25 protein-coding genes are annotated in these 23,370 nt (G+C 26.0%); 7 read left to right on the top strand and 18 right to left on the bottom strand.

From position 1 onward, the window contains the following. Positions 1-9 precede the first annotated feature (9 nt). The 3 genes from IC758_RS10635 to IC758_RS10645 form a co-directional block, all read right to left on the bottom strand. Positions 10-1,674 (bottom strand): PocR ligand-binding domain-containing protein, encoded by a 1,665-nt coding sequence (locus tag IC758_RS10635; protein WP_227834318.1) that lies wholly within the window; start codon positions 1,672-1,674, stop codon positions 10-12. 11 nt (positions 1,675-1,685) lie between these two features. Then, complete coding sequence (locus IC758_RS10640) at positions 1,686-2,048, bottom strand: metal-dependent transcriptional regulator (protein WP_227435091.1); 363 nt, start codon at positions 2,046-2,048, stop codon at positions 1,686-1,688. Between the two features lie 464 nt (positions 2,049-2,512). Further along, positions 2,513-2,881 (bottom strand): MerR family transcriptional regulator, encoded by a 369-nt coding sequence (locus tag IC758_RS10645; RefSeq protein ID WP_227435089.1) that lies wholly within the window; start codon positions 2,879-2,881, stop codon positions 2,513-2,515. 159 nt (positions 2,882-3,040) lie between these two features. Here IC758_RS10645 and IC758_RS10650 point away from each other — a divergent pair, with 159 nt between their 5' ends. Continuing rightward, complete coding sequence (locus tag IC758_RS10650; protein ID WP_227834317.1) at positions 3,041-3,661, top strand: HpcH/HpaI aldolase family protein; 621 nt, start codon at positions 3,041-3,043, stop codon at positions 3,659-3,661. Between the two features lie 192 nt (positions 3,662-3,853). Here IC758_RS10650 and IC758_RS10655 read toward each other — a convergent pair whose 3' ends face one another. The 7 genes from IC758_RS10655 to IC758_RS10680 form a co-directional block, all read right to left on the bottom strand. After that, on the bottom strand, positions 3,854-4,282 hold the full coding sequence (locus tag IC758_RS10655; RefSeq protein ID WP_227834316.1) for a flavodoxin: 429 nt from the start codon (positions 4,280-4,282) through the stop codon (positions 3,854-3,856). A 224-nt stretch (positions 4,283-4,506) separates the two neighbouring features. Continuing rightward, a complete protein-coding gene (locus tag IC758_RS10660) occupies positions 4,507-5,445 on the bottom strand; it encodes a S8 family peptidase (protein ID WP_227834315.1) in 939 nt (312 codons plus the stop codon). 358 nt (positions 5,446-5,803) lie between these two features. Beyond that, entirely contained in the window at positions 5,804-7,459 is a 1,656-nt protein-coding gene (gene ilvD / locus IC758_RS10665) for a dihydroxy-acid dehydratase (protein ID WP_227860403.1), read from the bottom strand. Between the two features lie 156 nt (positions 7,460-7,615). Then, positions 7,616-8,269 (bottom strand): TVP38/TMEM64 family protein, encoded by a 654-nt coding sequence (locus IC758_RS10670; protein WP_227435078.1) that lies wholly within the window; start codon positions 8,267-8,269, stop codon positions 7,616-7,618. A 763-nt stretch (positions 8,270-9,032) separates the two neighbouring features. After that, entirely contained in the window at positions 9,033-9,302 is a 270-nt protein-coding gene (locus IC758_RS10675) for a DUF5071 domain-containing protein (protein ID WP_255613182.1), read from the bottom strand. Next, on the bottom strand, positions 9,215-9,415 hold the full coding sequence (locus IC758_RS21025; protein ID WP_255613183.1) for a DUF5071 domain-containing protein: 201 nt from the start codon (positions 9,413-9,415) through the stop codon (positions 9,215-9,217). Before IC758_RS21025 ends, IC758_RS10675 begins: the two co-directional genes overlap by 88 nt. Positions 9,416-9,560: 145 nt before the next feature. After that, on the bottom strand, positions 9,561-9,860 hold the full coding sequence (locus tag IC758_RS10680; protein WP_227435077.1) for a hypothetical protein: 300 nt from the start codon (positions 9,858-9,860) through the stop codon (positions 9,561-9,563). 263 nt (positions 9,861-10,123) lie between these two features. On the opposite strand from IC758_RS10680, the gene IC758_RS10685 reads away from it, so the two are divergent. Beyond that, complete coding sequence (locus tag IC758_RS10685; RefSeq protein ID WP_227435075.1) at positions 10,124-10,798, top strand: VanZ family protein; 675 nt, start codon at positions 10,124-10,126, stop codon at positions 10,796-10,798. Positions 10,799-11,058: 260 nt separating this feature from the next. Here the strand turns inward: IC758_RS10685 and IC758_RS10690 are convergent, their stop codons facing one another. Further along, entirely contained in the window at positions 11,059-11,316 is a 258-nt protein-coding gene (locus IC758_RS10690) for a hypothetical protein (protein ID WP_227435074.1), read from the bottom strand. Positions 11,317-11,954: 638 nt separating this feature from the next. Between IC758_RS10690 and IC758_RS10695 the strand changes: the two genes are divergently transcribed. Beyond that, the gene (locus tag IC758_RS10695) at positions 11,955-12,326 is read left to right on the top strand and encodes a helix-turn-helix domain-containing protein (protein WP_227435072.1); all 372 of its coding nucleotides are present in this window, start codon (positions 11,955-11,957) and stop codon (positions 12,324-12,326) included. Here the strand turns inward: IC758_RS10695 and IC758_RS10700 are convergent. The 5 genes from IC758_RS10700 to IC758_RS10720 all read right to left on the bottom strand — a co-directional run bounded on the left by IC758_RS10700 (position 12,323) and on the right by IC758_RS10720 (position 17,466). Further along, a complete protein-coding gene (locus IC758_RS10700) occupies positions 12,323-12,463 on the bottom strand; it encodes a hypothetical protein (protein WP_227435245.1) in 141 nt (46 codons plus the stop codon). The two genes, IC758_RS10695 and IC758_RS10700, sit on opposite strands and share 4 nt — an antisense overlap. Before the next feature lie 660 nt (positions 12,464-13,123). Further along, entirely contained in the window at positions 13,124-13,594 is a 471-nt protein-coding gene (locus tag IC758_RS10705) for a methylated-DNA--[protein]-cysteine S-methyltransferase (protein WP_227435071.1), read from the bottom strand. 283 nt (positions 13,595-13,877) lie between these two features. Then, a complete protein-coding gene (clpB, locus tag IC758_RS10710) occupies positions 13,878-16,472 on the bottom strand; it encodes an ATP-dependent chaperone ClpB (RefSeq protein ID WP_227435070.1) in 2,595 nt (864 codons plus the stop codon). A gap of 36 nt (positions 16,473-16,508) precedes the next feature. Continuing rightward, entirely contained in the window at positions 16,509-17,105 is a 597-nt protein-coding gene (locus IC758_RS10715; RefSeq protein WP_227435068.1) for a hypothetical protein, read from the bottom strand. Positions 17,106-17,121: 16 nt separating this feature from the next. Further along, positions 17,122-17,466: a replication/maintenance protein RepL gene (locus IC758_RS10720; protein ID WP_227435067.1), complete on the bottom strand. Its 345-nt coding sequence runs from the start codon at positions 17,464-17,466 to the stop codon at positions 17,122-17,124. Positions 17,467-17,889: 423 nt separating this feature from the next. Between IC758_RS10720 and IC758_RS10725 the strand changes: the two genes are divergently transcribed. The 4 genes from IC758_RS10725 (at position 17,890) to IC758_RS10740 (ending at position 21,210) form a co-directional block, all read left to right on the top strand. Continuing rightward, positions 17,890-18,264, top strand: a complete 375-nt coding sequence (locus IC758_RS10725; RefSeq protein ID WP_227435065.1) for a GntR family transcriptional regulator — start codon at positions 17,890-17,892, stop codon at positions 18,262-18,264. After that, positions 18,261-19,124 (top strand): ABC transporter ATP-binding protein, encoded by an 864-nt coding sequence (locus IC758_RS10730; RefSeq protein ID WP_227435063.1) that lies wholly within the window; start codon positions 18,261-18,263, stop codon positions 19,122-19,124. Before IC758_RS10725 ends, IC758_RS10730 begins: the two co-directional genes overlap by 4 nt. Further along, positions 19,124-19,762, top strand: a complete 639-nt coding sequence (locus IC758_RS10735) for an ABC-2 transporter permease (protein ID WP_227435062.1) — start codon at positions 19,124-19,126, stop codon at positions 19,760-19,762. The genes IC758_RS10730 and IC758_RS10735 overlap by 1 nt, the downstream gene beginning before the upstream one ends. Positions 19,763-19,992: 230 nt before the next feature. After that, on the top strand, positions 19,993-21,210 hold the full coding sequence (locus IC758_RS10740; RefSeq protein WP_227435060.1) for a M20 family metallo-hydrolase: 1,218 nt from the start codon (positions 19,993-19,995) through the stop codon (positions 21,208-21,210). Between the two features lie 377 nt (positions 21,211-21,587). Here IC758_RS10740 and IC758_RS10745 read toward each other — a convergent pair whose 3' ends face one another. Further along, a complete protein-coding gene (locus tag IC758_RS10745) occupies positions 21,588-22,196 on the bottom strand; it encodes a DUF4878 domain-containing protein (RefSeq protein ID WP_227435058.1) in 609 nt (202 codons plus the stop codon). 124 nt (positions 22,197-22,320) lie between these two features. Next, positions 22,321-23,343 carry an ornithine carbamoyltransferase gene (gene argF / locus IC758_RS10750; RefSeq protein WP_227435057.1) on the bottom strand — a complete coding sequence of 341 codons (1,023 nt, stop codon included), beginning with the start codon at positions 23,341-23,343 and terminating at the stop codon, positions 22,321-22,323. Between the last annotated feature and the right edge of the window lie 27 nt (positions 23,344-23,370).

Consider the following 23,370-nt stretch of genomic DNA (forward strand, 5'->3'; position numbering starts at 1 on the left):
AATTTCTTTTTAATTTTTATTGTCCAATATATTTTTTCTATATTCATTTGGAGTACTATTATTAAATTTTTTAAATATTTGTGAAAAATAACTGCTATTATTAAATCCTACTTTCTTACAAATATCTGCTATACTCATATTTTCATTTTTTAAATATTTTTTAGATTCTTCTATTCTAAGAATATTTATATACTCAGTTATTGAAATTTTATTCTTTTCATTAAAAATAGAACTTAAATAATTTGGACTTATAAAAAATACATCAGATATGCTATTTAAATTTATATTTTCTTTATAATGTTTTTGTATATATTCGTTTATCTTTTCAATTAAATTTACTTTATCTTTTATCCAAAAGTCTCTATTAATATCAATACATTCTTTAGAAAATTCAAGTAATATATTCCATAAGTCTTCATCACTACTTACAAGTGATATTTTTTTAGTATATTTATTTTTTACATAATAAATAAGATTTAAATCTTCTAAATCTCTAAGTACTGTTCTAGATAATATGAGCGTCATCTCTTGAACAATACTCTTAATATTATTATGTATTTTCTTATTTACCTCTATTAATTTACAAATACCTTCTAAATTCATATTTTTAATTTCTTTCTCAAGAGAAAATTCTAATTCATAAGGATACTCTCCACCAGCAGTATTAAGTATACTAATTTCTATAGGGCTTATAATACATTTTTCTTCTAACAGCCTAGTATTAGCCTTTTTAAGTGCATCTTCAAGCCTTATATTGTCTTTTCTATTTTTTAATATTTCCTCATCCTTTATGCTAAGTTGGTTTTCAAAGAATTTTCTTTTCGCTATTTCCTGAATAAAATCAGTTACCATTAGTAAATTTTCTTTTAATACATATAATCTACTTTTAGGATTTAATGGAATTTCATTGTAAATTTTATTTATATATTTTGTATCTATATTTGAGTTATTTGATAATATAGACAACTTTTTATCTATATCAATAGATTTATATATTATAAAATTTCCACATTCTATATATCCAATTATATTTTCTTCTAATACTATAGGTATCTCTAGACTAGAAACATCATAATCACAATTATATATTTTAGTAAAATTGTCGTTATTTATATTTTTATTAAGTTTTCTATTACAGGTTCTTATATTTTTGCAAGTAACGCAAAATTTAACTTCTCCATTAGTTTCAAATATTTTTTCGTGTTTTGAATCATAAATAGATATTTTAAGCTTCAATATATTAGATATTTGATTTGCAATATTTTCAAGTATATTTATATTAACTAATTCTTGTATATTATTCTCAGAAAACATGATTGGTAATTGTTTTAAGCTCGAAAATTTATAGGGAACATAGGCGATTAATATTATCAAATCATTTTTACCAGTATTTATAATTTCATGTTCTGAATATGGTGGGCAATAGATTATTGATGATTTCTTTATATTAATCTTTCTACCATCAATTATTTGTATTCCTTCTCCTTGAATCACGTATAAAAGTTGTTCTTCACTTAAATGAAAATGTTTTTCTTGACAATTTCCTGGAAAAAATTTTACAACTCCAGCACTAAGTCTATTAGATTGTGTTTTTGATGGCTCATGTATCCATGTAACTTCTCCCCAATTAAATTTTTGCACTTCATATTTACTCGACTCACTAAAATACTCCATAAGCTCACCTCTTAGTTTTTGTCTAAATATTTTTTTATTCTTTCAAATGTCTCATTGCTTATCACATGCTCTATTCTACATGCATCCTTTTCAGCTATATTGAATGAAACTCCCAATGTATTTATTAGAAATCTAGTAATTAAAATATGTTTTTCATAAATTTCTTCTGCTTTTTTTCTACCATTCTCAGTTAAAATAATTTCACCATCAAGCATCATTATAATAAGACTACTTTCTTTTAAAATCCCTACAGCTCTACTTACACTTGCTTTACTATAATTTAATTCTTTTGCTATATCAATAGACTTTACAACTCCATTTTTCTTCTCCAAAATCAATATTGTCTCTAAATAATTTTCTCTTGATTCATACATTTTTACTTCCCCCAAGCAATAACAATTCAATTCTAATATTTTTATCATACTAATTAAAAAAGTATAACTGTATGTTTTAACATCATAATCTAGATTGTTCATATATAATAAAAAAATACTCACTTTTATACTCATAAGTATTTTTATCACTTACATTAATATATCTTATCATAATTTTCTTTTTTATTACATAGAGAAATATCATATAAAATAAAACCCATTTTAGATTTTGATATATAGTGTAAAAATCATTAAAAACGAGACTTTACATAAATAAATAGACAACATAGTTGAAAAACCTTCATAAAATCAGGTATAAATGACAGGAATACTAATTCATTTTCTACACACTATTTTAATTATTATCAACCCATTAATTCTAAGAAGTTAATATCAAAAACTAGTATCCTTTTTCTATATTTACTTATCCTCAATAGAAATAGTTATAAAAAGAGCACAAAAAATTATTTCTTAACTGCCTTTTTTTCATTTAGATAAGCTACTTTTTCATCTATTTGCTCCATACAATGTTCCAACACATGTATTTTATTTTGAATATTCTGTTTATATTGCTCAAATAGGCAAATTCTTTTATCTATTGTGTCATCTCCCATATCACAGAAATGAAAACATTCATATATATTCTTTATAGATAAACCTGCCATTTTAAGTTCTGTAATAAATATCAAGCGTTCTACATCCTTTTCTGAAAAGTAACGAACACCGCTTGGTTTTCTATTGATGGGAAGTAGTAAACCTTTTTCTTCATAAAAACGGATTGCTGATGGAGAAATTTCAGTTATTTTTGATACCTCAGTCATGGAATATTGCATGTTCTTTACCTCCCTAAACTTTTAAATGAATAATAACATTATAAAAATTCCTTTCATAATAGTCAATCAGTATTCAATAAAAAGTATTGACTTCAAGTTAGGTTGAAGTTGTATAGTTTGAAGTGTAAAAATCAATTTGTAAAAGAAAGGATTATATAAATGGAAAAATATGCAACTATGATTAAAGAAAATTTAAATGCAGGAAAAGTACTTTGTGGGATTGCAGTTTCACTGTCTGATTCAGCTGTAAGTGAATTAGTAGGATTATCTGGATATGATTTTGTATGGATTGAGGGAGAACATGGAACTTTAGACCGTAAAGACATTCAGCAACATATGATAGCAGCACATGCTGGTGGTGCTGCTTCTTTGGTTAGATTGGGAAATAGTGACCCTACTCTTGTTAGAGCTATAATGGATATGGGAACAGATATTATAGGCTTTCCATTTATTAATACAGTACAAGACGCACAAAAAGCAGTATCAGTTTGTACCTATCCACCAAAAGGCATAAGAGGATGCAACCCTCAACGTGCTTCGTATTATGGACGTATGAATTATTTAAACTATATTAAAAATGCAGATAAAGAAACATTGAAAATGATGTTAATTGAACAAAAATCAGGCTATGACAATCTTGAAGAGATAGTACAGGTTGATGGTTATATTTCTTTTACAATAAATGGAGCACATTATTACTCCTTTTCCTTACATTTTTCTACAACACTTATTAAAACTTTCATAAGATTAAATAGCTCAGATTATTCAGTTTATACTTAATAAACATACTGCCAGATAACAAATAAAAAATCGTTATCTGGCAGTACTGAATGTATATTGAAGTCAAAATATTAAATATTTTATCTTTTATAAAATATTCATTACATATATCATGCTATTAATATTTTTTAGTGTTATGTATACTAATATTATCATTAGTTTTTAAAAATTAGATTTTTATAGCATACAAATTTATTCAGCCAACATTTTACCTAATTCAATACAATTAGCCTCTGCCTCTCCATCTGGATCTTCCATTGCTGTGATTCCTTCACCACCTATAATTGTAGCACCAGCATTTTGCATACGTTCTTCCCAATCTCTCATCCATTCACAATTTCCCCAACCATATGAACCAAATAATCCAATCTGTTTACCTGATACCATTGCTTCTAATTCTGATACAAATGGTTCCATATAACCTTCTTCCAATTGTTCTGCTCCCATAGATGGGCAACCTAGTGCAAATTTATTTTCTCCTTTTAAATCGCTTGGTTTCAATAAATTTACATCTAAAACCTCTGCTATTTTACCTTTTGACTTTACACCTTCAGCTACAAAATTTGCCATTTTTTCAGTATTTCCTGTTCCACTCCAATAAACAATATATATTTTATTCATTTTTACCTCCTACGATATTTTTAATCATTCTTTTAGTTAGCTATAGCTAACTAGAATTTAAAAAATAAAAGATTTCTTTATTTGAAATCTCTTTATTTTTTCTAAATATATAATATCATGCACAGTTTTAAAAATCAATACTTATTGATAATATTTCTCATTAAACAATTTTTATCATTTATTTCGTAAATATATAGTCCTTATCTTTCATTAGCAAACAAAGATTATCTTTTAGTATTTCCCTTGTATTTATAAAGATTTAAATATAAGTAACCATTTCCTTGTTCTGTTCTAGGCAAACCAAGTGCTCTTGTACACTTTATCAACTGTGCATACAACTCAGCTTCATCAAAATTTCGTTCAAACTCTTCTCTTGCCCACTCTTTAATCAATGCCATTGAACCTGTTACATAGGGTGCACTCATACTAGTACCACTCATAATAGCAAGTTTATTATCCATATAAGTGGATAAAATATTTCTTCCTGGTGCAACTAAATCTATTGTACTATTTGAATTGCTAAATTTCTCAACTAAATAATTTTCATTTATTGCACCTACTTCTATTACTTCAGGATAACTTGCTGGATAACTATATTCACTTGTACTAGAATCCCCATCTCCATTATTACCAGCTGCACACACTACAGGAATATTATTTTTTACTGCTTGTAAAACAGCATTTTTTAGATTTTTATCATCTTTATTCCCTCCTAGAGACATAGATATAATATCTACCTTGCTACTTACAGCAAAGTTGATAGCATTAATTATACCCTGATATGTCCCAATACCATCTTTATTTAATGCTTTTGCTATTAATAATTTACAATCTGGTGCTACTCCCATAACTTCATTATTATAATTAGATGCTGCTATAATGCCTGCTACATGTGTTCCATGTCCATTAAAATCCTCATATATATTTTTATTTCCATTACTATCATCACTGAAATTTGCACCTCCAATGATTTTTCCTTTTAATAGAGGGTGAGATGTATCGCAACCTGTATCTATTATACCAACTACAACATTTTTACCAGTGTAACCCTCTTCCCACATTCCTTTAGCATTCATTTGTTTTATACCATATGGAAATTTATTCTTTGTTCCTCTTAGATTTTCATTTATCTCATATGGAATTAACTTCATTTTTTTATTCATAATGTATCCCCCTAAAAATTTTATTGCATATAAAAAATTATAAACAAGTTAAAGTGATAAACTATAAATTAAATTATTAATTTATAGTTACATGCTTATACTCATCTATTTATATTTATGATATGTTTTTTATTTTTAGGAGTCATATTTTATTGTCTACAAAATAAAATTTATATGTTATATCAAAATAAAGATTTGCTTACATATACAGATTTACTTTTATAGATAATTTACTTTTTTGTAGGATATAAAATATTTTATACATTTAAAACAATAAAATAGGATATCTTATTTATGGTAAAAACTTTTTAAGATATCCTGTTAGTATTTAATATTCTCTACTTTTTTAATATATTTACTATTTCAAAACTGCCCCTGTATTTGCTGATGTAACCAGCTTAGCATATCTACTTAAATATCCATGCTTTATTTTTGCTTCTAAAGGCTTAAATTTTGATTTTCTATTTTCTATTTCTACTTCACTTACTTTTAGTTCTAATTTTTTATCTGGTATATTTATAGAAATTATATCTCCTTCTTCAACTATTCCTATTAAACCACCTTCCATAGCTTCTGGAGAAATATGCCCTATAGATGCCCCTCTGGTAGCTCCTGAAAAACGCCCATCAGTAAGAAGTGCTACATGCTTATCAAGCCCCATTCCCGCAACTGCTGATGTGGGAGATAACATTTCTTTCATTCCTGGCCCTCCTTTTGGACCTTCATATCTTATAACTATAACATCACCTTTGTTTATTTTTTTGTCAAATATAGCACTAACAGCTTCTTCTTCTGAATTAAAAACTCTTGCTGGACCTTCATGAATCAACATTTCCTCTGCTACTGCTGATTTTTTTACAACTGCTCCATTTACAGCAAGATTACCTCTTAAAATTGATAGGCCACCTTGACTACTATATGTATTTTCTAATGTATGTATTACTTCTTCATTCTTTATCTCACAATTTTTTATGTTTTCTCCTATAGACTCGCCTGTTACTGTTTTACAATCTAAATTTATTCCTTTTATCTTTGAAAGTTCATTCATTATAGCTGGTATTCCTCCTGCCATATGTAAATCTTCGATATGATGCTTACCACTTGGACTTAATTTTGTTAAACAAGGAGTTTTTTCACTTATTTCATCAAATAAATCTAAATTAAGTTCTATTCCTGCTTCATAGGCTATTGCAGGTAAATGAAGCACTGTATTTGTAGAACCAGCCATTGCCATATCTACAGTTATTGCATTTTTAAAAGCGTCTATTGTCAAAATATCTCTAGGCTTTATATTATTCTTAAGAAGTTCCATAACATACATACCTGCATACTTTGCTATTCTTTTTCTTTCTCCTGAATGTGAAGCAGCAGTACCATTATATGGAATACCCATACCTAGTGCCTCTGTTAAACAATTCATACTATTAGCTGTAAAAAGCCCAGAACATGAACCACATCCAGGACAAGAATTCATTGCCAACACTTCTAGTTCTTCTTCACTCATTGTCCCATCCTTACAAGCTCCAACACCTTCCATTGCAGAGTTAAAGTCATATACTTTTCCATTTGCTTTTCCTGGAAGCATAGGACCTCCACTTACAACAACACTTGGTATATTAAGTCTTGCAGCCGCCATTAACATTCCTGGGACTATTTTATCACAATTAGGTATAAGTACTAAAGCATCAAAACCATGTGCCATTGCCATTGCCTCTATAGAATCGGCTATTAATTCTCTTGAAGCAAGTGAATAATTCATTCCAACATGCCCCATAGCTATACCATCACAAACTCCTATAGCTGGAAATTCTAATGGTAATCCACCACTCATTCTCACTCCATTTTTTGCTGCTTCTGCTATTTCATCAAGATGAAGATGACCAGGAATCACTTCATTTTGTGCATTTACTATACCTATTAATGGTCTTTCAATTTCTTCTCTAGTAAGACCCATTCCATACATTAATGCTCTCTTTGGAGCTCCCTCTATTCCTTTTTTTATATCGCTTCTCATGGTATTACCTCTTTCTTATATTTTTAAAATTTTCATAATATTATTATAATATATTTTTATATCAATTAATTACAAAAAACCCAAAAAATATTAAAAAATATTAATATAAAAATATTACTATTTTATATTAATATCTTACACAAATAAATTAAATAGTTATTCTCTCTTAGATATACTAGTTGGAGAAATCTTTTTTGCCAATATTAAAGATGTTATTATTAATAAAAACAACAACACTATAGAAATTATAAAAGAAGGATTAGTGATATCAATAGCTTTATCTCCTATATTTAAGAACACTAATGTTCCTGGTAAAATACCAATAAGTGTTGCAAACATATAGCTACTAAATCTTATATTAGTAAGCCCTGCTCCATAGTTTATAAGATTATATGGAGTAATTGGTATCAATCTTAATACAAATATAATAAAAAATCCTCTCTTCTCATCTGCCTCCATAAAAAGTTTCCATAAAGATGGTGATAATCTATTTTTTAAAAACTTAGTTATGGCATCCTTAGCTAATACCTTTGCCATCATAAACATAATTGCACTATTAACACCTGCACCTATTATCGTATAAAGTGTCCCTTTCCACAATCCAAATGCTAATCCTCCAGCCAATGCTAATACTGGAACGGGAAAAAAAGTAATTGGCAAAATTGAGAAAATCAATATATATACAAAGGGTGCATAGTTTCCATATGATTGCACATATTGACGTATTTGCTCTGCTGTAATACCCCTAAAAAATGCATAATAAATGAGTATAAAAATAACAATGATAAGTGCTGTAACAATTCCTTTCAAATTCCTTTTTATAATAAATATCATCCTTTCTATGTGTATTTATTGTATATCTCTATTGTTTATCTTCTTTTTTAAGTTTCAATAAATAACCCTTTATTTATATTCCATCTAAATAACTTCTTCATGACTTTTTAAAATTTCATCAAAGTTAATAATCCTACATCAAAAATTAAAATAAGATTTTTAATATTAATTAATTCAGATTCTATATGATTTAGACTTATTAGATGAAAGTTAATAGTAATCACTTCTTATGATATTATCTCTTTATCAGATTTTCAAGTTTCAATAATATCATTATAATACATTTTTATATTAACTAATTACAAAAAATCTAAAAAATATCAATAAATTACACAATTAAACTAAATAATTATTTTTTATTGTATTCCTTAGAAAATTTTTTTAATAAGATGTAAGATAGTATTATTTATAGAAAATATGAGCTTTATTATTTCATGCATTAATAAATATTGATTTTTTAATAAATAAAAAACATTCCCATTAAGAGAATGTTTTTAGGTATATAAGTATATTAGAAATACACTGCTATTTGTATTCTATCAACAATATTTTTTGGAGAATATAAGTCTAAAATATCTTCATATATTCATATATAAATCCATAAACCTTCATAAAATAATTATTTTCTAAAATCCCATATTTTTAACTGCATATCACATAATAGCATAGTTTTGTAAAGTTGAACTATTATACATATCTTATCTAATAAAGCACACTCCAAAAATACTCATAACCTTAATTATAATAATTTTCTCGCAACCTCATCTACTTCTGAAGTATTTTCCCATTTTGTTGGCTTTTCTGCAATTCTCTTTATAAAAGGTATAATTGGTTCAAGTTTTTTATCTGTGAACATTGGTAATAGACATACGATTATCCAATATTTCCAATCATCATCTTGTTCCTCTGGGGTAAGAATATCTATATCAATGGAGTAATAATTTCTTGATGTAATGCCAATACAGGCAATATATATTTTGCAACAGGCCAATTGTAATCTTGTATCCATTCTAAAAGCTTAAGGCAAATAGGTTTTATCTCTTCATCAGATAATAATTTTAATTTTTCAATATTACAGTTATCAAACTTATCTTTTGGAAGTAGTTCTTCGACATTTTTCATAATCTATTTCTCCAGTCTAACACACAATAATTGCCTTATCTTCAAGATAGACAAAAATCGTTTATGTTTAGATTCTAATATCTACATTTACAAATGTAAAACAAATTATAACTTAATATACTTGTATATAAGTACTAATTTTAAGTTAATCAAATATAATATTTGAAACTTTATCCCAGTTAATCGCTCTCGAATTATATTCAGGGTGTGATAATTTTACTACATGAGTTGAATTATTATAATTATAATAAATTGTAGTAGTACCATCAATTTGATTCCTCTTATATCCTTGATAGCTAGCATTATTTGGCACTTTTTTTTCAATAAAACTATATGCAGATGAAGCATCAAGTATTTTTACTTTATTAGGAAACATCAACATAAAAAAAGTTATAAGAGCAAAAATACATATACATGTAATACTATACCATTTAATCCATTTCATACAATTCCTCCTATTTTACCAATATATACTATTATTATTTCCATATATTTATAATATTTATACATATGATAAAATTTTTAAATACTTACATATTAAGTGTAGAAGATTCAATTTTCTAAGTCTTATAAGGATACATAGTTTATTTTTATAAGTTAATAAATTTTTAAGGTTTTATTAAAGAAAAGTTTATTTTTAAAGATTACAATAAAGATAGTATTTATAAGGTCAAAAATATAAATTTTGGAGGGAGATAAATTAAAATTATGTGTACACTTTATCCGTTATTTTGTGCAATATTACCTTGTTTAATATACCAAATAATTGTTATAAGAAGAGTAAATTTAAAAGAAAAAAGGAATTTAGTAACACATCTAATATGGGTCTATGTTTTTTTGTTTTATATTTACTTAGCACTTAGCAAAGCAGGTATTGGAAGTATATGGGATATAGGTAGATATGGTGAAATTATTAGACTAGATGAAATAAATTTAATTCCATTTAGTTCAAGTGGTGCTTTAACCTACATTCTAAATATCATCATGTTTATGCCTTTAGGATTTTTACTTCCTTTGATTTGGAAAAGATTTAGAAATTTTATTAGCATATTATGTACTGGACTAAGCTTTTCATTGGCAATTGAGATTTGTCAATTATTTAATCATAGAACCACAGATATTGATGATTTGATGATGAATACTCTAGGTGCTATTTTGGGATACTTCATATGGATATGTATAGATAATTTATTTAATTATATAAGTAAAAAGACTGTCTTTGCACATCGATATGAACAGATTCTTCAAGATGAAATTGCTGTTGAAGCTGATGATGATACAAATAGAAAAACTATTAACCTACCTAAAAATGAAGCTATTATGTACTTAATATTAGCTGTTTTAGGAGAATTTCTATTGTATAATTTTTATATCACTTATTAGATAATTTAATGTATCTATTAGCTTTACATTTTATCTTAATATTTATGTACAAATAAAATACCCATTCTTACTACCTTAAGAACAGGGTATTTTATTCTTTAATATATTTAACAATAACTTTTTATCTTATTGATAATACCTATTTTCACTTTTCTGCTTGATTATAGCAAAAACAATATTTAAAATAAATTTTAATTATAATCACTTTCAACAAAATTATTAGAATAATTTTCAAATCTGAATAGCCTAATATAATAACCTTACTTAATTGGCATTTGAAATATTCGATTTACATTACATCTAACTTTATTAGCAGTTATATAATCATATTCAGTGCCATTCTCAATAAAATTTTGTATCTTATCTAATACTTGTATTGCTCTCTCTTTACTTTCATAACATCCTATCTTCCTAGTATTATACATATCTTCAAATGTTACATATATTTGATTATCATTTATTTCAATTTTACTAACTTTCATTAAATTAGTTTTATCCTGGCTTCTAATTATTATCATTTCAAATTCTCCAATATATTTAATTTATTTTTAAGTCATTTCCTTGTTATATACTATTTTGACATAATTAAAACTTTTACCATTACATATTTATATACCATCTTTCTCTTTTGAGAGTTTCTTTAATCCTAAAAGCCTTGCTAATTAGTTCTCTTTTTTATTTCCATAATAAATCATTTGTTGATTATTCCAACATCATTATACAATCTATTTCACTTAGTAAAACTTATCCTTACCACCCTTTCCATGTTGATTTATACATTTGGTAATTGTATTAATAAAAATTTTTATTCAAATCATTTGTATATTAAATCATTTATATCAAAACTCAATATTTTGCAACATATATATCTCTTTTCTATAAACTTATTTTTATATTTTCTTCAAATAAATGTATTATAGGATTTATTTTTAATAATTTCATTATTTTTTTTATAGCATCATTTTTAATTTTGATTTGCTTCCATTCAACATATCACCCTTCCATAAATTACCATTTGTATAATTTATATTATATATATACAAACGGTAATTATCAATCTTTTTTCTTATCTTTTTTCTTTTTTTATATATTTTTGGTAATTTTATTTTACTTTTCAGCAAAATAACTTATAATTTCGGTAAGGAGTGATGTACATATGGAAAGTTTAGGAGATAGAATAGCAAAGCTAAGAAAAGAGTTGAATATAAATCAAAAGGAACTTGCTACTAAAGTTGGTATAACTGAAGCTAGTTTATCACGTTATGAAAATAATCTGCGAGAACCTAAAAGTGAAATAATAGTAAGATTAGCAAAATCACTGAAGACATCTACAGATTATTTATTAGGTATAAATGAAAATACAAAAATAAATAGAGAAGACAAATTAATAATAGAAAGTTTATCAGTTAGTGAAAAAACAAAGCAGCTTTTAGAAAAGATATATTCACTTGAAGAAGAAGATAGAGAGGCTATAGAAAAAATGATTGATAATGCTTATATAAAGAGATTTTTAAAAGAAGAGAATTAGTTCTCTTCTTTTACTTTTTCCAATATTTCTAATAACAGTTCATAAAAATCAATATCTACACTCAATAAAAAATCTAATTTAATTCCTGTGTCTTTAATTTTTTCCTTTCTTATAATAGTAGTATTTGATTTTTCCACATACACCATCCCCCAGCGAACCTATGTTCTTAATTTTATTCAAAGATTCCCAACAAATTTTTAATAAAAATTATGTAATTATGATTTTTTCATTTCATAAAATATTTTTCTCTTATCCAAAATTTTCTTGGATAATTATCTTAACTATATAATAATACTTTTATTCTACAGATGCAATAAAAAACTCGTAATTATAACAAAAAAATCTATTATTGTAGAATTTTGTATATTTTTTATGTTTTTATATATTTTTTAAGATAATTCTTATTATAAAATTTTGTATAAATATATAAATTTTTATGTTTATTTAATCTACTTTTTAGTACTTGATAAAGTATAAAAAATACTGATAATTATAGTTTACTAACTATCATTATCAGTATTTTTTTACCATTTATAAACATAATTAAAATCCACTTTCTAAAGAGGCTAGATTTACCTGACTACACTTCAAATTTTTCTCACAAAATACTATTTATCTTTTATTTATGTTATTCACTTTATATTTGTGTAGTAAAATTTATTTAGCTTGAAACTATTTTTATTATTGAGAGTTTAAGTTTTCATAACTTAATTATTGGAACTTAATTATTAATGAAAATAAAGTTAATTTTCATTATAAGTATTATCTTTTCAATATGTACTTACTATATAATTCTATTATTTATTTTCACTTTCCAGTTTTAATAAATAATCCTTTGTTTTTATTCCGCCCAAATAACCTCTTAAACTTCCATTAGAACCAATAAGCCTATGGCAAGGTATAAAAATAGAAATAGGATTTTTACTATTGGCCAACCCCACTGCTCTATATGATTTAGGTCTATTGATTGTATTCGCTAATTCTAGATAAGTTCTTGTTTCTCCATATGGAATTTTACAAAGTTCACTCCACACTTGTTTACTAAACTCACTTCCTGATGGATGTAATGGTAAATCAAATTTTTTTCTATCACCATTTAGATATTCACTTAGTTGTTTATTTGCATCTTTTATAATTTTAGTCTCTTTAACTGTATATTTTTCACAAGATAATTCTTGTATCCCAAAGAATAAATCTGTAATGTAATTATTTTCTTCTGATATTCCTATTTTCCCAATTTTAGTTTCATAGTAAAATATATTTTTCATTGAGCACTATATCCTTCCATATTTATTTTTATCTTCAGTTATGATTAATAGTTTTACTTATTTATATCATATATTTTATCAACTTTTAATAAAAAAACTTTACTCTGTTTAAAAATATTTGTTTTATATAAAATCAATTAATACCCTATATTATATAAATAATAAAACTAATTATATCTTCCTTATTAAAATCATAAATATATAAATTAATTAACATTAATGAACAAGAAAGTCAGTAGAGCATGATGTATCAAACCATACATTTTGCTCTACTGACTTTTTATTACTTAACTAAAACTTCAATATTTTCATCTTGCCCATCTATAACTATAGTACATCCATTATATATATCTCCAGCAATAAGTTTTCTTGCAATTATAGTTTCTAATGTATTTCCTATATATCTCTTAAGAGGTCTTGCACCATACACAGGGTCATAACCTTCTCTCACCATTACATCTTTAGCTGAATCTGTAACCTCAATAGAAATATCTTTTTCTTTTAATCTATTTTTTAAATCTTCCATAAATATGTCTATAATTTTCTTGATATTATCTTGGTCTAAAGGTTTAAACATTATAATATCATCTACTCTATTTAGAAATTCAGGTTTAAATCTATGCTTCATCTCATTCATTACAAGACTGTTAGTAGTATCTGTTATATTTCCACCTGCTTCTAATAAATAATTACTTCCTATATTAGAGGTCATTATTATAAGAGTATTTTTGAAGTCTACAGTCTTACCTTTATTATCAGTAAGTCTACCATCATCTAATATTTGTAAAAACATATTAAATACATCTTCATGTGCTTTTTCTATCTCATCAAATAATATTACAGAATAAGGTGCACGTCTAACTGCTTCTGTAAGTTGTCCGCCCTCTTCATATCCTACATATCCTGGAGGAGGTCCTACTAATCTTGATACAGCATGTTTTTCCATATATTCAGACATGTCAATTCTAATTATATTGTCTTCACTATCAAATAAATTTCTAGCAAGAGTTTTTGCAAGTTCAGTTTTTCCAACTCCTGTAGGCCCTAAGAATATAAATGAACCAATTGGTTTTCTTTCATCTTTTAGGCCAGCTCTTGCACGTATTACTGCATTTGAAACTGCTGTAACAGCTTCATTCTGTCCAATAACTCTCTCATGAAGTTCATCTTCTAGCTTAAGTAGCTTTTCTCTTTCACCTTCGACTAATTTAGTTACTGGTATACCTGTCCACTTTGATACAATATTAGATATTTCTTCTTCTGTAACTTCTTCTTTTAAAAGTGAGTTTTCAGAACCATCATTCATACTTTCTTCATATTTCTTTATTTGCTCTTCTAATTTAGGTATTTCACCATATTTAACCTCTGCTGCTTTGTTAAAATCATATTCTCTTTCGTACTTTTCAGCTTTTCCTTTAGCTTCATCTAATTGAGATTTTAAATTTTTGATATCTAGTATTTGACTCTTCTCTTTTTCATATTTAGCAGTCATTTCATCATTTTTAGATTTTAACTCTGCTATTTCCTTTTGAATATCTTCTAATCTTGTCTTACTCTTATCATCATTTTCTTTAAGCAAAGCTTCTCTCTCAGTTTCTAGTGTAAATAATTTTCTTCTAACCACATCTAATTCTGTTGGCAATGAATCTATTTCACTACGAATCATAGCTCCAGCTTCATCTATTAAATCTATTGCTTTATCTGGTAAAAATCTATCTTGTATATATCTATGAGAAAGTTTTGCTGCTGCTACAATAGCATTATCATGAATTCTTACTCCATGATGTATCTCAAATCTTTCTTTAAGTCCTCTAAGTATAGATATTGTATCTTCAACAGTAGGTTCTTCTGCAATTACAGGTTGGAAACGTCTTTCAAGGGCTTTATCTTTTTCTATATATTTTCTGTACTCATCAAAAGTAGTTGCACCAATACAATTTAACTCTCCTCTTGCAAGCATAGGCTTAATCAGGTTACCTGCATCCATTGAGCCTTCTGTTTTACCAGCACCAACTATAGTATGAATCTCATCTATAAATAGAATGATTTTTCCATCAGAACTTTGAACTTCTTTTAAGACAGCCTTTAATCTTTCTTCAAATTCTCCTCTATATTTTGCACCAGCAATCAATGCGCCCATATCAAGAGAAAATACTATTTTATCTTTTAATCCTTCTGGTACATCTCCTCTTACTATTCTCTCTGCTAAGCCTTCAACTATCGCAGTTTTACCTACACCTGGTTCACCAATTAATACAGGGTTATTTTTTGTTCTTCTTGATAAAATTCTTATAATTCTTCTTATTTCTTCATCTCTTCCAATTACAGGATCTAATTTATTTTTTTTAGCTAAATCTACTAAATTTGTTCCATATCTAGCAAGTGCATCATATGTTCCTTCTGGGTCTTGTGTTTCTACCCTTTGACTACCTCTAACTTGTGATAAAACATTTAAAAAATCATTTTTATTTATATTATATTGTTTCAATATTTTACCAACAACTGATTTTGATTCTGTTTCCATCATTGCAAGCATAACATGTTCAACACTTATATATGAATCTTTAAATTCTTTAGAAATACTTTCTGCTTTTATAAGTACTTCATTTATTTTTCTAGTAGCTGACACTCCTTGTGAATCTGCTCCTTCTCCATATACTTTTGGAAGTTTATCCATTTCAAAGTTTACAGTATTTCTTAAAGAATCTATTGATATATTCATCTTTTCTACTATATTTGGTATTAATCCATCTTCTTGATTAATAAGTGCTGAAAAAAGATGAATTACATCTACTTGTTGGTTATGATTTTTTACTGCTTCATTATAAGCCTCATTTAAACTTTTTTGAACTCTTAAAGTCATTTTTTCTACGTCCATATAAATCCCTCCATTTTAATATTATATCCAAATAAATTAAATTCTCTCATTTATGATTATTGATTTTCTAAGCTCTAAAAGACTATCAAGCAAACTTTCATTTTTTTGTATGTCAAAACTTAATGTCAGATTAAAGGTTCCATCTGAATTAAAAAAATCAAACACTTCTTTTGATTTTGCTCTTAGATATAAATCTTCATCTATAAGTCTTTTTTCACCTATTAACAAATATTGGCACTTATCTATAAAACTCTTTCTAAAATCAATAGTATATAGATTTTCTAAAAGATTATATTGGTAAATTGCAATATTATTAAACACTTTTAATAAATTTGAATTTACAAAATTGTAAATTTGATTATCGTTATACAGTGATATTTGTTCATATATATACTCTCTAAATAAAGGATGAATGTTTTGTTTAAGTTTCAAAGTAACTTCAGCTGGTATTTCAAAATACAACTTCCAGTATTCAGAATTATTTTTTTCTAATATAAATGCTACTCTGTTTAAACTAGTGGGGCTAATCTCTTTTAATGTACATTCAAAATTATAATATCTCAAACTAGTTTCTTCATTTTCAAATACATAATCAAACCACTGTAGAACATTTCTATCAAGTTTTAAACTCATATAAAAACCTTCTTCCTTATTTACTAACCTTATTAGGTCTTTTTATCTGATTATATTCTTCTAGTAAACTTTCTTTATCAGCTTTATTTCCTTTATATGCTATATGTGGATTTATCATATACTCACCATTTTTTACTTTCTGTAAAAAATCTAATTTTTTTAGTTCTGTAAACAATGAAGACAAGGAAGTCTTTGGATATTCAAATTCGCAAGATAATTCATGTAGTGTTTTCCTAATCTTATTATTTTTATCCATAGAATTTATTAATTTTATTGGAATTAAATCTCTTTTAGTATACATTCCTTCTGCCACTTTGATATAATTTTTAAAGCAAACATTCATATATTTACTTTTGTTCATAACCAAATTTCTACTTTCTGTGTATTCTTGATTTAAATCTTTTTTTAATGCCTTATCTAAATTAAATATCTCTTCTCACTCTCCTTATCTCTAATTGATAATATAAATATATTACAAAAAAATATGTATGTCAAAAACAAAAATAACAAAAGTTTATCTATAAACTAAACTTTTGTTTATCTATAAGCTAAACTTTATTGTTTTTTAAAATCAGTATTTTCAATTTATTGGTAAGATTTTTGAATAATATTTGTAAATTTTTTTTAAAAATTTTAATATGCTCAGTAAAATAATCTTTTCTACAGAGTAAAACCACTAAACACATAATATTTCCAATTATTTTTTTGTAAGTTTACTTGACATAGTATATATATATTTATATAATGTATATATACTATATATACAATTTAAGGAGGTGTTTAATTGAATATAGTTATTAGTAATTCAAGTGGCAAGCCAATATACGAACAAATTACTACACAAATTAAAAGTATGATTATAAGTGGAGAGTTGCCAGAAGGTACTGCTCTTCCAAGTATGAGATTATTAGCAAAAGAACTTAGAATAAGTGTAATTACTACAAAACGAGCATATAGTGATTTAGAACATGATGGATTTATTGAAACAGTTACTGGTAAAGGTAGTTTCGTATCTGGAAAAAATATGGATTTTGTTAAAGAAGAACAACTTCGTTTAATCGAAGAATACCTACAAAAAGCAGTTGATACAGCTCAAAGTAGTGGCATTACATATAATGAGTTACAAGATATTTTACTTTTATTATATAAGGGAGAATGATAATTATGGACGCAATAACTATAAAAAACCTAAACAAAGTTTACAAAAATTTTGCATTACAAGATGTATCTTTTTCAGTACCAAAAGGCTCTATAATGGGATTTGTAGGTGAAAATGGTGCAGGAAAAACTACTACACTAAAATCAATTTTAAATTTAATATCTTATGATAGTGGAAATATTGAAATCTTTGGCCTTGATAACATAAAAAATGAAAAAGAAATCAAAGAACAAATTGGTGTCGTATTTGAAGGAAGCAACTTTCATGAGAATTTAAATACAAATAATATCTCAAAAATTATGAGCCATATCTATAAAAACTGGGATGATAGACTATTTAAAGAATATTTAAAACAACTAAGAGTTCCAAATAATAAACTAATTAAAGAATTTTCAAAAGGTAATAAAATGAAACTTAGTATTGCTGTAGCTTTATCTCATAAACCAAAGTTATTAATATTAGATGAAGCAACTAGTTCACTTGACCCTATTGTAAGAGAAGAAATATTGGATATATTCTTAGATTTTATACAAGATGAAGAACATTCTATTATTTTATCTTCACATATTACAAGTGATTTAGACAAAATAGCAGATTATATTACATTTATACATAAGGGGAAAATTGTATTTAGCGAAAGCAAAGATGAATTAATCGATACTATGGGTATCTTAAAATGTAATTCTAATGATTTTGCTAAACTTACAAATGAAGATTATTTATATTATCGTAAAAGCCAGTTTGGATATGAAGTACTACTTAAAGATAAGTATAAATTTATTACAAAACATCCAAACCTTATAGTTGATAATACATCAATTGAAGAAATTATGTTATTTTATGTAAGAGGTGATAAATAATGAAGGGACTAATTTTAAAAGACTTACTTAATTTAAAAAGCAATATAAAATTTCTAATTTTATTTATGATTGTATTTGGATATATCTCTTCTGTTGGAGATGGAAATAACAGTAGTTTTATAGGTGTTATTATAGTTTTATGTACAACAATGATTGTTTCAACATTTTCATATGATGATTTAAATAAATGGGATAGCTATGTACTTACAATGCCTATCAAACGTGACACTATTGTATTAAGTAAATATTTAACTATGTTAATATTTAGCTTTATAGGTGTATTTTTTTCACTTATTATTAGCATTGTTAATGGATATTTTAAAAATACACTTGTTTTAGATGATACTTTAGTTATTACAGGATTAATTTTATCAATTTCAGTATGTTTTGCTAGCCTTATTTTACCACTTATTTATAAATTTGGTACAGAAAAAGCTCGTTTATTAATGATTGCATGCTTTTTACTTCCTACTGCTGCAATATTAGGATTTAAAAGTCTTTTGGAAAGATTTAATTCAAGTATTTCTATTGAAATTATACTTAATACTTTAGTTTATTCTCTTCCATTTATTGCGATTTTATTATTTGTAATTTCATATTTTATTTCTACAAAAATTTATTGTAAAAAAGAAGTGTAAAAGATATTAACACTAGTTTTATATTTAAGTGGTTTTATAAAAGATTTTATAAAAATACTATCAGGGTAAAATTTGATAGTATTTTTGTTTTTTATGAATTTATTTCTACTAGGATTTTTATTTTTTTATTATTTATTTATTCAGTAACATCCTATTATTTTCTAAATATACTGATATAATATAATTATCTGATAAATTTAGTTGACAATTATATTTTTAGGAGGGTACACATGTTAGGACAAAGATGTATGGATTATTTACAAACATTAGGAAAAATAAGTTCAACAACAACAGGACTTACAAGACTTATATTAACTGATGAGCATAAAAAATCGATTGAATTAATAAGTTCTTGGATGAAAAATTTGAATCTTGATATTGAAATTGACGATATTGGAAATATTATAGGTACATATAAATCTAATTTCTTAAACGCACCTACATTAGTAGTTGCATCTCATCAAGATAGTGTAAAATGTGGAGGTATATTTGATGGAATGCTAGGAATAATTGTTCCTCTAATTGGACTTGAAGAATCTATAAATAATAATAAGTCTTATCCATTTAATATTAAATTAGTTGCATTCGCTGAGGAAGAAGGAACAAGATTTGAAACATCTCTAATGGGAAGTAAAGTTTTTGCTGGTACTTTTAAAGAGGAACTACTCAAATCTGTTGATGAAAATGGAATCACGCTTGAAGAAGCTGTAACAAAATTTGGATTTGATACTAAAAATTTAATAAATTTACACCCTAGAAAAGATATTGATGCTTATTTAGAATTCCATATCGAACAGGGACCTGTCTTAGAAAACAATGCTCTTCCTGCTGGTATTGTTTCAAGTATTACAGGATTTAAGAGTTTTAAAATATCAGTAAATGGCAAATCTGGCCATGCTGGAACACTCCCAATGGATATGCGATTTGATGCTGGATGTTGTGCTTGTGAATGTGTATTATCAATTGAAAATATAGCTAAGATAACGCCTGATTTAGTTGCTACAGTTGGAAAGATGAATTTCTATCCATCATCATCAAATGTAGTTCCTGAAAGGGTTGATTTTACTCTTGACGTCCGCTCATGTTCACAAGAAACTCTTGATACTTCAGTAATAAAAATATTTGATGAAATAACTCGCATATGTCAAAATAGAAAACTTAATTATACAAGTGAACTCTCTTTTGAAAATGTTCCTGTACCATGTTCTGATAAAATGACAAAAGTTATAGAAAAAAGTTTTGTGGATTTAAATCTCAACCCATTTTATATTTATAGTGGCGCTGGTCATGATGCTCAAGAAATGGATAATATAACTGATATAGGCATGGTATTTATAAGATGTACTGAAGGCATAAGTCATAATCCTAATGAAAATGTTACTGTGAATGATTTAGATATTGCAGTAAAAATATTTTTAAAAATACTAGATAATCTTAATCTAAAATAATTTTACAATAATACTCTTCATTCTGATGTATAAAAAAAGAAAATAAACATGAAAAAGGTAGCAACTAACTCTAATTGCTACCTTCTAATTCTATTTATATAAAAGTTGATTTCTCATCAATAATATCACATCTATCATTTCCATTAGATATATGTCTTACTTATAATTATACATTCTATTCGTAATTATCTCATTTTAAATAATATATATTATACAGTAAATATTTTTCTAATAATGACAATAAATATTCAAATTATTTTTAATATCTCCATTGATTTTTATCTATTTACCTTAAAAATATAAAGGATACCAAAGCTGATATCCCTTATAAATGTTATATATTCATTTTTTATTATAGTTCCAATTTAATATTCAACTTAACTCATAGAGTTAGAAAATTCCTCTCCTGCTGTAACAAGATTAGATAATAATACATCAGCCAGTGCATCATTAGCTGAACTTATTATCCATTTATTATCTTTCTTAGTACATTCAAACTCTACAGTTTTTGTTACAAAAGTTTCTTCAACACTTTTTTGCTTTTCTTTCATAATTGACACTAACATTTCAGTTGTTTTCTCATCTGTTAAATCTTGACCTGAAAAACTCATGCCAAGCATCTTTGTAAATGCTTCAGCCACTATTTCTTTAAGTAATGGTGTTGAATCTACAAACTTACACTCTACTTGAATTTTTGCATTATTATCTTTAATCTCACTGTCTTTTATTGTGTATGTTATTTTAGATGCATTATGTTTTAGATAATCTAAAACATACTGTGTACTTGGGTCTTCTGTTTCTAATTCTTTTAGTATATCCTTATATTTTTCATCATTATTTTCCATAGCTTTGTTCATACCTTCAAAGTCAAATTTCTTTGCACTACTAAAAAAATTATTGATTGTATCTTCTGGTTTTGCACTTGAACATGCTGTCAAAGATATTGCTAATAAAAAAGTTGTTAAAAGTAATATGATTTTTTTCATATCTCAAATCCTCCCTCTTAATTTGTTGATACATAAATTATTTTAACATATAATGAGGATTTTTAATAATATATTTAGAATATTTATGACTTTTATCAAAACATAAATCTAGATTAAAAAATATTTATATTAAATTATTATTCATATTTACATCAGTCATAGTAGAAACCATAACAGCCTTTATAGTATGCATTCTATTTTCTGCCTCTTCAAATACTTTTGAATACTTGGAATTAAATACCTCGTCAGTAACCTCTAATTCTGATAATCCAAACTTTTCATAAATTTCTTGACCAACTTTAGTTTCTAAATCATGAAAAGCTGGAAGACAATGTAAAAATATAACATTTTCATTTTCAGTTTTCTTTATCATATCCATATTCACTTGATAATCTTTAAGTTGATTTATTCTCGCTTCATATTGTTCTTCTTCTCCCATAGAAACCCATACATCTGTATATATAACATCAGCACCCTTTACATCATCAATATTTTCAGTTAACAATATATCTCCTTTAGACTTTTTAGCTATTTCTTTCATATCTTCAACTAACTTTTCATTTGGCCAAAGTTCTTTAGGAGCAAGCGCTACAAAATGAATTCCCATTTTAGCACATCCTATCATCAATGAGTTACCCATATTATTTCTAGCATCCCCAACATAAACAAATTTAACTTTATTTAAATCTTTATCTACATTTTCAATTACTGTTAGAAAATCTGCAAGTATTTGAGTTGGGTGATATTCATCTGTAAGGCCATTCCAAACAGGTACTCCAGAGTATTTTGCTAAACTTTCAACTGTTTCCTGTTTAAATCCTCTAAATTCTATACCATCATAAAATCTTCCTAAAACTTTTGCTGTATCGGATACAGATTCTTTTTTACCCATATGGCAGTCATTGGGTCCTAGATAAGTTACATGAGCACCTTCATCATGAGCAGCCACCTCAAACGAACATCTAGTTCTTGTTGATGTCTTCTCAAACAATAATGCTATATTTTTACCTTGCAATAAATCTCCTTTTATACCAACCTTCTTCTTAGTTTTTAAATAACTAGATAAAGTTAATAAATATCTAATTTCCTCTTTTGTAAAATCCTTTAATGTTAAAAAACTCTTTCCTTTTAAACTTATATTATTCATATTGATTTTCCCCTTTTTGTAAATTTA

Origin of the sequence: Clostridioides sp. ES-W-0016-02 (assembly GCF_020641035.1) — a bacterium.
Lineage (GTDB): Bacteria > Bacillota > Clostridia > Peptostreptococcales > Peptostreptococcaceae > Clostridioides.